Below are 13,153 nucleotides of genomic sequence, written 5' to 3'. Positions count from 1 at the left end.
GTGATTTCATGACAGGGAAGATTCGTCATTATTATGCTGGAGGGAATACGGCAAAAGGATTCTACAGTTTATATGATTCAGTACTCGCTGGATTAGAGCGGGTATATATCTTAAAGGGTGGTCCTGGAACAGGGAAATCCTCATTGATGAAAACGATTGGAAAACGGTTTGAAAAAATTGGGTTAAACGTAGACTATTTGCATTGTGCTTCCGATAATCAATCCATCGACGGTGTTCTCCTCCCTGAATTCGGTGTGGGGATTGTAGATGGGACAGCTCCTCATATTATTGAACCAAAAGCACCCGGCGTGATCGAAGAGTATGTGAATTTAGGAGTGGCATGGGACCGTAATGAACTGACCGGGCACAAGGAAGAAATCCTTGCCTTAAATGATCACATTGCCTCACTCTTTCAGAAAGCGTATCATACCTTTGCGTCATCCCTGAGTGCCCATGATGACATTGAAGACATCTACATTGCGAACATGGACTTCGAAAAAGCCGATGAATTGACAAACGAGTTGATTTCACTCTTTTTTGAAGAAGACAGCCTTCCTAAATCCTCCACAGTCAAACATCGGTTCTTGGGTGCCGCTACTCCTGATGGGGCAGTTGACTACATTCAGAATTTAACGGAGGATGTCGGGAAGCGCTACTTTATCAAAGGGCGTGCAGGTTCCGGAAAGTCAACGATGTTAAAGAAAATTGCTTCTGCTGCAGAAGAGAAAGGATTTGACGTAGAAGTTTATCATTGCGGTTTTGACCCGAATAGTCTTGATATGTTGATCATCAGAGAAATAGGGATCGCTATATTTGATAGCACCGCACCACATGAATATTTTCCTGATCGGGAATCAGACGAAATCATCGATATGTATGAAAGATGTATTACCGAGGGGACAGATGAAAAATATGCTGGCGATATCGAACGGACGACAAAAGCCTATAAGGATAAAATGAATGAAGCAATCTCATATTTAAAAGAAGCTAAGAAGCTTCGTGAACAACTCGAAGCCATCTATATAGGGGCCATGGACTTTGCAAAGGTGAATATGATTAGAGAAGAAATCTTTCAGGAGATAAGTGAGTTTATAAAGAAGAAGTATTAGAGTGAAAACATATATTTCAAACAGGTAGAAAAGTAAACAAGCACTTAAAATCGTAGCTGAACCTTTAAAACCATGCTCAGGCATGGTTTTAATTGTGCAATAACTCAGGGTGTCCGAATAAATTATATCAATATAATATAGGGGTAATCTGGACATTATTTTGATATAACAAATAAGAAAAATGAATTTATGGTAGGATAATAAGGGATGAAAGTTATGAATAAAGGAGTTAAATAGATTACTATGAAATTAGTATCATGGAATGTAAACGGAATTAGAGCGTGTGTGAAAAAAGGGTTTTTAGATTATTTCCACAGCATGGATGCAGATATTTTCTGTCTTCAGGAAACCAAGCTTCAAGAAGGGCAAATCACCTTGGATTTAAAGGGATACCACCAATATTGGAATTATGCATTACGAAAGGGGTATTCAGGCACGGCCGTTTTCACTAAAAAGAAACCTCTGGCAGTCTCGTATGGTTTCAATCAAGATCAGATGGAACCTGAAGGGAGAATCATAACATGTGAATATGATTCTTTTTACTTGGTGAATGTCTATACGCCTAATTCGAAAAGAGATCTTTCGAGGATCAAGGAACGTCTTGAATGGGAGGATGCCTTAAGAGATTATCTCGCGGGTTTGAATTTTCATAAACCGGTCATTCTATGCGGGGACTTAAATGTTGCACATATGGAAATTGACCTGAAAAATGATAAGTCAAACCGTGGAAATTCAGGTTTCACCGATGAAGAAAGGGGAAAAATGGGTCTGCTGCTAAAGGCAGGTTTCGTTGATAGTTTTCGTTATCTATACCCTGATAAGGATGACGCTTTCAGTTGGTGGTCTTATATGAGTAAAGTACGTGAACGAAATATCGGTTGGAGGATTGATTACTTTATCGTCTCCGAACAGTTAGCGCCTTCCATAGCAAAAGCTGAAATTCACTCGGATATTCACGGCAGTGATCATTGTCCTGTATACTTGGAGTTAGAGTAGTACATAAAGGAAATAAAGAAGTAATCCATGTGGAGGGAATTCAATGTTACAGAAAAGAATACAGCAGTATATTGATGAAATGAAAGGATCAGAAGGGCCTGTTCATTTGTTTAAACAAGAGAGAGACTACGTATTGAATCACGGTTTACTCGACGCTGACGAGGTTGCAACCCCGGAAGCGGATTCACGCTTTAAGGGTGCATATTTTGAGCGTTGTCATAAAGAAACCGAAGAACTGATCGGGGAAGAAACTGATGACTTTCTCAATCAGCACATCACTTATTTGAAAGAACATAAAAACGAGTTTATTTACCTTGAATCCAAATGGTTCGCTTTGATTGGAGTGGATGCCGTTTCCGTTGAAGTGGATGACGTATTTGGTACATATGATGCGATGCTCGGGTTAAAGCTGCAAAAGAAGTATCGGAGTCAGATCGAGAGTTATTTAGACGAGTCTCTTGAAGGTGAATCATCTTATGATCTATTGTTTAATGGAGAAGATGGGTTGTGGGACTTGAATTTCTCTTTGAATGACCACGGTGATTTTGATGAAAGCCAAACCATGCTTACTGTTTACGAGCTTATATATGATTTTCTATTCAACCTTCTTCAAACTGTGGATGAGTCCTAAAAAAACGATCCCTCTCGAACGAATCCGAGGGGGATTTTATTTTGCTCTTTTTTGTTTGATCGGCTCGTAATCGCACAATTTTCCTTCATAGACCAGGTGGAAATGGGGGTGCTTTCTGAAATCTTCCGGAGTGATTAGCGCAGGCAGCTTATCCCACAGTTTGATACCGGAACGTTGAAGAATTTCTGCTACGAACTGGGAACAGAAGTAGGAGTTGCTGAATTCGACCGGTTCATTCATGGATACACCGAACACCCCGAGGATATTATAGAGGAATTTTTTGCGGCTCCTTTTAAAAACGTTTAATACCCGCTTCATTTTTACAATATCCCTATCCGTTACCTCCAATTGATAAATCACGCAAGTGGTATGAGGGTATTTGCTGTACGTTCCCTGAAAGATGTCCTCTTTGACAAAACCGCCATTTATGGGGTTGTTAGGATGTTTCCGACCAAAGCTGTATAACTCAGTCAGTTCACGGTCGAAGGAAATGGACGCATGATTGTATGGGGCTTTCGTGTACTTTTTGATGGACTTTGTAAACAGGGTTCCCGTATCTGTCAGTAAAATAAAAATATATTTACTCTCCATAGCTCATTCCCTCTTTTAAAGTAGTAGAATTTCCCATATGCTTAATTATACAATAAATGCACCGTTTGAATACGGTCATTTGAAGAGGGGGATGAAAATGGATTCGGCCATTTGGACTTTATTTATTATTTTTATAGGATTGGTCGTTGTCAACTTCTTGTTTTTACAGATTAAAAGAAACCAAAGGGGAAAAGATTTCTCAGGGATTTCCCTAAGAGTGAAAACATGGTGGGGGATGTTCGTGGTATTTTGTTTGGCCACTTTATTTAATCCCATTATATCCATGGTTTCGTTAATGGTTCTATGTTTCTTTTCCCTCAAAGAGTATTTCTCCATGATGAAAACAAGGAAAGCCGACAGGCGGATTTTCTTATGGGCTTATGTATCGATCCCGATTCAGTTTTACTGGATCTATATAGGATGGTATGGCATGTTCATTGTATTTATTCCCGTTTACGTATTTCTACTGCTGCCCCTGCCCCGGCTTTTAGGAAAAGGGACACTGGGATTCCTGCGCTCTGTCAGCTCTACTCAATGGGGGATTATGCTGATGGTGTTTGGTTTAAGTCATCTCGCATATTACCAGATTGCGAGCCCTGAATATGGTGCTAATCTTGTTCTTTTCCTGGTCGTGCTAACCCAGGTGAGCGATATCGTTCAATTTGTTGTCTCCATGTACATAGGGAAGAAAAAGGTGGTTCCGACTTCCAATCCTTATATTACTTGGGAAGGGTTTCTGTCGGCCATGGTCGTTACAACTTGGGTTTCGTATTTCTTGTACTCATATTTAACCCCCCTTGACATTCGATTTGGTATTCTGTCAGGACTCATCATCAGCATCAGTGGGTTTGTGGGAAGCTTAACAATATCCGTATTGAAGCGTGACCTTCTCATCGGTAATCAAGAAAGAGCAGCTGCGTTAAAAGAGAGCTACCTCAATCGTGTCGACAGCCTCGCTTATACTTCGCCGATCTTCTTTCACATCATTCGCTATTACTTTGATTTTATGTGAAAAATAGAGGGACGGACCTCTAACAAGGTCCGTCCCTCTATGTATATTTATCGTTTTTCTTTTGTCCGTTTATTGATTTCTTCTGTAACGACATGAGCCAGGTCATCATTTCCGAATAGGGATAGGACGCCTAGTATAGTAGTGTCTGGAATTTCATCGGATTCTTCTTTAGAAACGGTCAAGTCGATTCCTTGCTGCAGGGCAGGATTATCTCCTTGTTGGGGATAGGCCCTTTGATAAAGTTCAGCGGGATCGAGATCGTGATTCACACACCATTGTGCGAATACAAGGATCATCATATGCTCGTCCTTCTGGTAATTTTGAATGATTCTTTCCTGCATTTCTTTAGAGTTCACTTCAAATCTCTCCTTAAACAGTAGATCTACCATTATTATAGCGAAGTTTGTGAAGGAAGCCTATTCAAATCCATTCCGGGTCAGTTAGGGAATACATTTTTAAAAGGGTGAAAGAACGTGTATAATAGAAGGATAAGCAGAAACTTGTTTGATATTGAAAGGAAGATAGATAAATGAATATTACTAGTCATCATGTGGAAGAACTTAAAGACCCAACAGGTATATTAAGCGGGGATCGTTATGATGTAATATTTGATGTTGAAGTACCCGAAGACGATGAACTGTATTCCGAACAGGGTATCTATATAAAAACCATCTTTGTCCGGGACGAAAATGGAGCAAGGATCGTCCAATACACAATCATCGAAAAAAACACCGAATCATTCCTGGACTTTGAACTTGAAGAAGAGGAAGAGAACCTCATCCTCGCATACTGCCAGGAACATATCGGATAAATTGAAAAAGAGCGTCATCCCGATTTATTGATCAATAAATCGAGATGACGCTTTTTTAGCTAAACCCGGTTTTGGTATGAGTGATCAAAAAAATCAATATGTAATAAAACGGTAAAAAATAAGACGACTTAACTATATATATGAGTAATAGCGGCTGATATAATAGTGATAACAAAGTGCTAGCAGTTGATATCATATTGATAGAATAGGAGGGCGAACCTTGTCAGATCAAGGAAGAATGCAACTTAATGTAAGGGTTGATAAAGAAACGTCCGAGAAATTGGATGAAATTGTAGAATACTATCAGAAGAATACAAAAATTGGAAGAGTTTATAAAGGTGACGTCTTAACAGACATCATTCACAAATCCTATGAGGTCATGGAGAAGCAAAAAAGAATTCAAAACCGGAAATACTAGTATTCAGTCACCCCTGGTGATAAATAAATTCTCACAGGCAACATGTGAAAATCAGGGTCATGTATGTCATAATATAGGAGACATATTCAATACATTGAAAACAAAAGAGGTATTCAACGTGCAAATGCCGAAAAAATTAAGCAACATTCAAAGAGGGTCAGGTATTTCTCCTTACATATGGAGCATTATCAGCATTCTGCCATTTTACTTTATCTTTCAGTCTTCTTCTACGATTGAAATTGCGGTAGGGATTTTCTTAACCGTTACATTTTTTATTTCTTTACGTTTTGCTTTTATCTCGAAGGATTGGCCGGTTTATTTATGGACATCGATATTGATTGCGATTTCCATCACCATGACCATCCAGTTTAATTTTATTTATTTTGCCTTTTACATTGCTTACTATAACGGGAATATAAAGAACCGGGTTGCATTTTTGACCCTTTACATCATTCATCTTGTCCTGACGACGGCATCGATCAATTATAATTTCGTGCTACAGGATGAATTGTTCCTTTCCCAATTTCCTTTTATTTTGATTATCTGGATCAGCGTCATCCTGCTTCCGTTCAATATTTATAATCGGAATAAACAGGTTCAGCTGGAAGACCAATTGGAGGATGCTAATAAGCGGATTTCGGACCTTGTCAAACAGGAAGAGCGTCAGAGAATTGCCAGGGATCTTCACGATACACTTGGTCAAAAGCTTTCATTGATCGGACTGAAAAGTGATCTTGCGAGAAAATTGGTGTACAAGGATCCGGAGCAGGCCAGAAGTGAATTGCAGGACGTCCAGCAAACGGCAAGAACAGCATTAAGTGAGGTCAGGACGATGGTCTCCCAGATGAGGGGGATTCGATTGAAAGATGAACTCGTCAGGATCAAGCAGCTTCTGAAGGCAGCTGAGATTGAATTCCGCATGACTGATGACACCCCCCTTCCTCAAACATCACTCTTTTTGGAAAACATCTTAAGCATGTGCTTGAAAGAAGCCGTGACCAATGTGGTGAAACACAGCAAGGCATCCACCTGTGAACTGATCATTGAAGAATCGGATAAAGAGATGACCATTGTGGTGAAGGATGATGGTGTGGGAATCGGGAGTGTTTACACAGAGTCCAAAGGCAGCGGCCTGATCGGGATGAGAGAACGGTTGGAATTTGTCAACGGAAGCCTTGATATTGTTTCGGTGGATGGTACCACCTTGATTATGCGGGTTCCGAAAGTAATCAAGCAGACAGACAGGGAGGGAATGGAATGATTCGAATTGTGATTGCGGAAGATCAGCGGATGCTGTTGGGCGCATTGGGGTCTCTACTTAGCCTTGAGGATGATATGGAAGTGGTTGGAAAAGCTGGCAATGGAGAAGAAGCCATTTCCCTCGTTCATGAACTGAAGCCGGATATTTGTATCATGGATATAGAAATGCCTGAAAAGACGGGACTTGAAGCGGCAGAGGAATTAAAAGGTGAAGATTGTAAGGTGATCATCCTCACAACCTTTGCCAGATCAGGCTACTTTCAGCGGGCTTTAAAGGGTGGAGTGAAAGGGTATTTGTTGAAGGACAGTCCCAGTGAGGAACTGGCGAATTCAATCCGGCTAGTGATGGATGGTAAGCGTATCTATGCACCGGAGCTGATGGATGACGTCTACAGCGAAGAAAATCCCCTCACAGACCGTGAAAAAGAAGTACTCGAGCTCGTTGCCGACGGGAAGAACACAAAGGAAATCGCCGATGAACTAAAGCTTAAAACAGGTACTGTAAGGAACTATATCTCCACCATACTCGACAAGCTGGAAGTGAAAAACCGAATCGAAGCCATCACACATTCCAAAGAAAAGGGATGGTTTAAATAATAAGAGGGGCGGACCTTCGAAAAGGTCCGTCCCTCTTTAATGATTTTGCATGAAATTGAATGTTTATTCGGATTTGATCGGGATGTAGAAACGAACCTACAAAATTTTTAATAAAAAAATATGTCATAACATTTATCCTGCTCCACCTTTTGCTGCCATTGAATCCGACAGCCATTTGGAAACGGATTAAGAATCATGATATTGTATTTTTATGTTGACAACTCAATGAATCATGATACGATAGCATCGAAAACAAAATTTCATAAGACGATCCACTAGGGGTGCCTTCGAAAAGGCTGAGATTAAAGTGTGACTTTAAGACCCTTTGAACCTGATCTGGTTGAGACCAGCGTAGGGAAGTGGTGTTTGACGGTCGCAAAGAATATAATTCTATCATTCTGATCTCAAGCCACTTTCTGTATGCTGTATGCATAATGGAAAGTGGCTTTTTTTGTTGCCCATTTCGGGTCGTCTGGAAAAGGAGCAGGAAATCATGACATTTTCAACAGTGTTACGAAACGAAGTCAACGACATTTGGGACGCAAGCTTCGATCATCCTTTCGTCAAAGGGATCGGGGATGGGACTCTCCCCATCGAGAAGTTCAAGTACTACCTCTTGCAAGATGCCTATTACCTTTCACATTTCTCGAAAGTGCAGGCACTTGGCGCTGCAAAAGCATTGGACTTACATACCACCTCACGAATGGCATCCCACTCTGTAGGAACAAATGAAGCAGAGCTTTCTCTTCATGAAAATTTCTCTAAACGATTAGGGATCACGGATGAAGATAAAATGAATTTCAAACCGGCTCCTACAGCGTACGCTTATACGTCCCATATGTATCGTTCCGCAAGATATGGAGGCTTAGCTGATATCCTGGCGGCAATCCTCCCATGTTACTGGCTCTATTATGAGATCGGGGAACGCTTGAAATCATGCACGCCGGAACAACCGGTGTATCAGGAATGGATTGAGGCATACGGCGGGGAATGGTTCAAAGAGTTAGTGGAGGAACAAATCAATCGTCTTGATGAATTGGCAGAAACCATGACCTCATTTGATAAAAAGAGAATGAAAGAAAATTTCATTATGAGCAGCATCTATGAATGGCAGTTTTGGGAGATGGCTTACACCCTTGAAAAATGGCCGTTTCAGAATGCACTGGATGTCGGGAAAGAAATGAGTGGACACCATGTCTAAATTAAAACTGACCGATATTTTAGTGACGGTGGTCATTTCCATCATGTTCGGGGTCATTTATAAGCTTTGGGGTCCATTTTATAACCTGTTGAAGCCGATCGGGTTGCATGCAGATCAACTCATCTATGGAATGTGGTTCATGGCGGCCACAGTAGCATTCTTGATCATCCGTAAACCCGGCGTCGCCCTTTTAGCCGAAATCGCCGCTTCTTCAGGAGAGTTTCTCATGGGCTCTGAATGGGGACTCGAGGTCCTTTTATTCGGAATCATTCAAGGGTTAATGGCAGAGTTGGTTTTCCTCCTGACGAAATACAGACGCTATGATCTTTCGATTATCTGTTTTGCTGCGTTCGGTTCTGCATGGGGCTCCATCTTCATGGATTACATGAAAGGGTATATGGGGGATTTAGTCCTTTGGAATCTGTCATTGTTTATCTTTGCAAGATTACTCGGATCGATTGTCATCGCAGGTGCAGGATCATTTTATTTGGTCAGGGCTCTCGATAAAACCGGAGTCACAAGTCTGGTCAGACGTGCAAGTCAGGATGATTACGATGTATTGAACCAGTAAAGGGGGTGATGCTTATGCATGTCGAAAACCTTCGACTCACCTATCCCGGAACAGGGAAACGGATGTTTAATGATATCAGTCTGTCAATCAATGAAGGGGAGAAAGTATTGCTATTGGGTCCATCAGGATGCGGGAAGTCAACACTTTTACATGTTTTATCCGGAGTGATCCCCCGCTCCGTGGATGTTCCCACGAGGGCTGCAAAATTGGAGGTATCTGATTCTTATGGCTATGTATTCCAAGATCCGGACTCGCAATTTTGTATGCCATTTGTGGATGAAGAATTAGCCTTTGTGCTAGAGAATTTACGGATGCCCCGTGAAGAGATGAAAGAGGAAATACAACGGCTGCTCTCGGAGGTGGGACTGGAACTTGAGGATCCCCATACGAAAATCTCAACATTATCAGGAGGCATGAAGCAGAAATTGGCCATTGCTTCTGCGCTTGCCCTGAGACCCGATACCTTGTTCCTGGACGAACCGACTTCACTATTGGATGAGGAAAGTACAAAGTCTGTCTGGAAGACAATCAAAGAAATCGGTTTAGATAAAACCCTGGTGATCGTTGAGCATAAACTTGATCACGTTCTTGACATGATCGATCGAATCATTCTTTTCGATGCCGATGGAACCATCAGGGCTGATGGAGCGAAAGAGTGGATCCTGAACCATTACAAAGGTACGTTGAAGAACTTGGGAGTCTGGTACCCGGGCGCATGGGAGGAATATCTGGCATCCAGTCAGATGAGGGAGCGTCCCTCATTCGGACCTGTGATTGCAAGAATGGAGGATTTTAAAGGCTATATTCAAAAGAAAGAGAAGATTCACCTGCCCTATGCCGTGATCCGTAAAGGGGAATGGATTGCTGTTACAGGAAGGAATGGTGCAGGGAAATCAACGTTACTGCACAGCTTAATGAAATTCAACCGTACTAGCGGGACGTACGAATTAAACGGGGTACAGATGAAAGGGGAAAAAATTTCACAAGAGTGTGCCTTCGTTTTTCAAAATCCCGAATTACAGTTTGTCACCCATTCCGTTTTTGACGAAGTGGCCTATGGTTACCGACTAAAGGATTCGAGCGAAGAAAGCATAGATAGAAAGGTTTATGAGCTACTCCAGCGATTCAACCTTCGTCCATATAAGAAAAATCATCCTTATTCGTTATCCGTGGGTCAAAAACGCAGACTGAGTGTTGCAGCTTCCATCGTTCCCAGTAAGGAGATTCTGTTATTGGATGAACCAACCTTCGGACAGGACGCTCATAATACTTTTGAATTGCTCGAAATGCTTCTTGAGTTACAGAGTGAAGGAGTCACCCTCTTGATGGTGACTCACGATGTTAGAATCATCCAGCACTTAGCAACCAGGATATGGACCGTTGAAGAAGGAAGAGTGGTTCAGGATGAGGATCGAGAAGCAGCGAGGAGTGAAGCATTATGAACATGGAAATCGATCATAAACACACCTGGCTTCATCACATTAACCCGAGTATGAAATTGATCGTAATGGTTGCGCTTTTTCTATTTTTACTATTCGTCCATTACCTGAACTGGCTCGTGTATTTGACCTTGTTCGCTTTCCTTTTATTGTGGTCATTCTCTGGATATTCAAAGAGGTTAGTGATGCTGATGGCCCTGCCTTTTTTCCTTGTCTTTCTCTCTACGGCATCTTCGATGATTATGTTTGGGAAAGGAGAGACGACGTGGTTTACCTGGGGGATGATCCATGTGACAGAGGAAAGTTTTTATAGGGGGGTTCACATTGGTTTAAGGGCATTCCTATTCGCTGTTTTAGGCCTAATGTTTGCTCTGACGACGAGACCAGTCCTCCTGTTTTATTCACTTATGCAGCAATTGGGCCTTAAGCCGAAGTACGCTTATAGTTTTATGGCCGGGATAAGGCTGATCCCCATCATGATGGAAGAATTCACTACCATTCGGAATGCACTGAAAGTCAGGGGCACCCGTGAACGAACGGGCTATACGAAACTTTTCCATACTATACAGTCTTATTCCATTCCCTTGCTGGCACAAAGTATCAGGAGGGCTCACAGAATTGCAGTTGCCATGGATACGAAAGGCTTTGATGGTGATGGGGAAAGAACTTATTTCTACAAAGTCGGATTTTCGAAATTTGATAGCTATTTTATGGGGAGCATCCTACTCATGGCTTCCTTGAGTTACATTCTTTCTATTTATCTACCATTATTTCCGACGGGAGATGTTCGCTATGGAAATTGAAAAGAGAAGGCGGCTACATGTCATTTCCACTGGTCAGCAATCAAGGGAAGTATTGGTCAAAATATCGAAAACCATTCACCCCTATATCGATATGCTTCATATCCGCGAAAAAACCTGGACAGCTGTGGAGTTGATTGAAACCGTTGATGAATTAACAGCTGCTGGTATTCCGTTAAGAAAGCTGTGTATCCATGATCGTGCAGACATCGCTTGGATGAAACATGTGAGAGGAGTCCAGCTTTCGCAGCATAGTGCTCCTGTTGCTCTTGTGAAGGAACGTTTTCCATCTTTGAAGGTCGGTTCATCGGTGCACAGCATGCAAGAAGCACTTTGGGCATGTGACGAAGGAGCCGATTTTCTCCTATATGGGAATATCTATGAAACAACGTCGAAACCAGGGAAGCAAGGCACAGGGATTATCAATTTGGAAGACATCGTTTTGAACATTCCCCTTCCCATTATCGCCATCGGGGGTATTACGCCCAAACGGGTTGAGGCCATTTTGAGAACCGGGGCAAAAGGTATCGCGGTATTATCAGGAATCTTTCTTTCAGAAGATCCCCTTGAAGCAGCACGGGCTTATTATATGGCGATCCAAAAGGAGGTGAAACAGCTTGGCGAAAGCATATGATGTGGTGATCGTAGGGGGAGGTGTAATCGGCTGCTCGATTCTGTACCAGCTTTCCAAAAGAGGAAAAAAGGGATTGCTGATTGAGAAGGAACAATTGGCATCCAGAGCCTCAAAAGCTGCAGCGGGGATGCTAGGGGTCCATACGGAGCTCAATGGGGGAAGCCCCCTCTATCGCCTGGCGCAGAAAAGCAGGAATATGTACCCTGCCCTTGCACAGGAATTAAAAGAACTAACCGGTATGGATATAGAGTATATGGAAAATGGAATGATCAAACTGGCAAGGAAAGAGGAAGAGGCCCAGAATTTAATAAGAGCTGCTTCGAAAATGGATCAGGATGAAGGGGTTGAATGGCTCTCTCCTCTAAAACTATCAGCCTTCGAACCTCAACTCTCTAACCATACGAAAGGCGGTTTGTTCATTCCCCGGGATGGGAACGTCTCGGCACCAAAGCTGACAGAAGCGATGGGGCTCGCCTCAGTCAGGTTAGGGGCTGATATCAAGGAGTATACGGAAGTCCATGACTTTATTGTTGAAGGAAGCAGGATAGTGGGAGTCCAAACATCGATCGGCCCCTATTATGCATCTGAAATCATCGTTGCAGGCGGTGCGTGGAGTCAATCACTACTGGAGAGAGTCGGCTTGACACTTCACTCTTTTCCAGTTAAAGGTGAATGCTTTTCGGTGAAATACTCCAGGAAATTGGTGGAGAGGACCATTTTCACCGAGGGCTGCTACATTGTCCCAAAGGTGGGTGGCCGATTTTTAATAGGAGCAACAGAATATGCGCACACCTTTGATGAAACCATTTCCGTTAGTGGAATGATGAGTTTAATGCAGAAAGCTACAGACATTTTACCAGACCTGATCCATGCCGATTGGGAAAGAGCCTGGTCAGGGATACGGCCTCAAACAAAAGGAGGACTGCCTGTCATCGGAAGAAGCGAAAGCTTTGAAGGGCTTTCCATTGCAACGGGCCACTACCGGAATGGCATCCTCCTTGCCCCCATAACGGGAGTCATGATGGCAGACCTGATGGAAGGCAAAGAGAATCCATTACTACATTCACACATGGGGAGTTGAGA

The 13,153-nt window shown here is 42.4% G+C and carries 16 protein-coding genes and 1 riboswitch; of the genes, 14 read left to right on the top strand and 2 right to left on the bottom strand.

What is annotated here, in order from left to right; genetic code table 11:
* Window positions 1-8 precede the first annotated feature (8 nt).
* The 3 genes from V8G47_RS01560 (at window position 9) to V8G47_RS01550 (ending at window position 2,736) form a co-directional block, all read left to right on the top strand.
* The gene (locus V8G47_RS01560) at window positions 9-1,109 is read left to right on the top strand and encodes a PRK06851 family protein (RefSeq protein ID WP_336198543.1); all 1,101 of its coding nucleotides are present in this window, start codon (window positions 9-11) and stop codon (window positions 1,107-1,109) included.
* A 243-nt stretch (window positions 1,110-1,352) separates the two neighbouring features.
* Window positions 1,353-2,105 (top strand): exodeoxyribonuclease III, encoded by a 753-nt coding sequence (locus tag V8G47_RS01555; protein WP_336198542.1) that lies wholly within the window; start codon window positions 1,353-1,355, stop codon window positions 2,103-2,105.
* 43 nt (window positions 2,106-2,148) lie between these two features.
* Window positions 2,149-2,736, top strand: coding sequence for a branched-chain amino acid aminotransferase (locus V8G47_RS01550; RefSeq protein WP_336198541.1), 588 nt, complete (start codon window positions 2,149-2,151; stop codon window positions 2,734-2,736).
* A 36-nt stretch (window positions 2,737-2,772) separates the two neighbouring features.
* Here the strand turns inward: V8G47_RS01550 and V8G47_RS01545 are convergent, their stop codons facing one another.
* Window positions 2,773-3,327, bottom strand: a complete 555-nt coding sequence (locus V8G47_RS01545; RefSeq protein WP_336198540.1) for a hypothetical protein — start codon at window positions 3,325-3,327, stop codon at window positions 2,773-2,775.
* A 97-nt stretch (window positions 3,328-3,424) separates the two neighbouring features.
* Between V8G47_RS01545 and V8G47_RS01540 the strand changes: the two genes are divergently transcribed.
* Complete coding sequence (locus V8G47_RS01540; RefSeq protein WP_336198539.1) at window positions 3,425-4,339, top strand: phosphatidate cytidylyltransferase; 915 nt, start codon at window positions 3,425-3,427, stop codon at window positions 4,337-4,339.
* Window positions 4,340-4,386: 47 nt separating this feature from the next.
* Here the strand turns inward: V8G47_RS01540 and V8G47_RS01535 are convergent, their stop codons facing one another.
* The gene (locus V8G47_RS01535) at window positions 4,387-4,695 is read right to left on the bottom strand and encodes a hypothetical protein (protein WP_336198538.1); all 309 of its coding nucleotides are present in this window, start codon (window positions 4,693-4,695) and stop codon (window positions 4,387-4,389) included.
* Between the two features lie 173 nt (window positions 4,696-4,868).
* On the opposite strand from V8G47_RS01535, the gene V8G47_RS01530 reads away from it, so the two are divergent.
* The 10 genes from V8G47_RS01530 to thiO all read left to right on the top strand — a co-directional run bounded on the left by V8G47_RS01530 (window position 4,869) and on the right by thiO (window position 13,151).
* On the top strand, window positions 4,869-5,150 hold the full coding sequence (locus V8G47_RS01530) for a DUF6509 family protein (protein WP_336198537.1): 282 nt from the start codon (window positions 4,869-4,871) through the stop codon (window positions 5,148-5,150).
* A gap of 220 nt (window positions 5,151-5,370) precedes the next feature.
* Complete coding sequence (locus V8G47_RS01525) at window positions 5,371-5,568, top strand: hypothetical protein (protein ID WP_258261982.1); 198 nt, start codon at window positions 5,371-5,373, stop codon at window positions 5,566-5,568.
* Window positions 5,569-5,692: 124 nt separating this feature from the next.
* Window positions 5,693-6,829 (top strand): sensor histidine kinase, encoded by a 1,137-nt coding sequence (locus V8G47_RS01520; protein ID WP_336198719.1) that lies wholly within the window; start codon window positions 5,693-5,695, stop codon window positions 6,827-6,829.
* On the top strand, window positions 6,826-7,425 hold the full coding sequence (locus tag V8G47_RS01515; RefSeq protein ID WP_336198536.1) for a response regulator transcription factor: 600 nt from the start codon (window positions 6,826-6,828) through the stop codon (window positions 7,423-7,425). Before V8G47_RS01520 ends, V8G47_RS01515 begins: the two co-directional genes overlap by 4 nt.
* 267 nt (window positions 7,426-7,692) lie before the next feature.
* Window positions 7,693-7,800, top strand: a riboswitch (TPP riboswitch).
* Between the two features lie 118 nt (window positions 7,801-7,918).
* Window positions 7,919-8,626: a thiaminase II gene (gene tenA / locus V8G47_RS01510; RefSeq protein ID WP_336198535.1), complete on the top strand. Its 708-nt coding sequence runs from the start codon at window positions 7,919-7,921 to the stop codon at window positions 8,624-8,626.
* Window positions 8,619-9,197 (top strand): ECF transporter S component, encoded by a 579-nt coding sequence (locus V8G47_RS01505; protein WP_336198534.1) that lies wholly within the window; start codon window positions 8,619-8,621, stop codon window positions 9,195-9,197. The genes tenA and V8G47_RS01505 overlap by 8 nt, the downstream gene beginning before the upstream one ends.
* A gap of 14 nt (window positions 9,198-9,211) precedes the next feature.
* Window positions 9,212-10,639: an ABC transporter ATP-binding protein gene (locus tag V8G47_RS01500; RefSeq protein ID WP_336198533.1), complete on the top strand. Its 1,428-nt coding sequence runs from the start codon at window positions 9,212-9,214 to the stop codon at window positions 10,637-10,639.
* Window positions 10,636-11,439, top strand: coding sequence for an energy-coupling factor transporter transmembrane component T family protein (locus tag V8G47_RS01495; RefSeq protein WP_336198532.1), 804 nt, complete (start codon window positions 10,636-10,638; stop codon window positions 11,437-11,439). The genes V8G47_RS01500 and V8G47_RS01495 overlap by 4 nt, the downstream gene beginning before the upstream one ends.
* Window positions 11,429-12,070, top strand: a complete 642-nt coding sequence (locus V8G47_RS01490) for a thiamine phosphate synthase (RefSeq protein ID WP_336198531.1) — start codon at window positions 11,429-11,431, stop codon at window positions 12,068-12,070. The genes V8G47_RS01495 and V8G47_RS01490 overlap by 11 nt, the downstream gene beginning before the upstream one ends.
* Complete coding sequence (gene thiO / locus V8G47_RS01485; RefSeq protein WP_336198530.1) at window positions 12,054-13,151, top strand: glycine oxidase ThiO; 1,098 nt, start codon at window positions 12,054-12,056, stop codon at window positions 13,149-13,151. The genes V8G47_RS01490 and thiO overlap by 17 nt, the downstream gene beginning before the upstream one ends.
* Window positions 13,152-13,153 lie beyond the last annotated feature (2 nt).

The organism is Rossellomorea sp. LJF3 (assembly GCF_037046045.1).
Classification (GTDB): Bacteria; Bacillota; Bacilli; order Bacillales; family Bacillaceae_B; genus Rossellomorea.
This window is presented reverse-complemented; position numbering and strand designations above follow the sequence as displayed.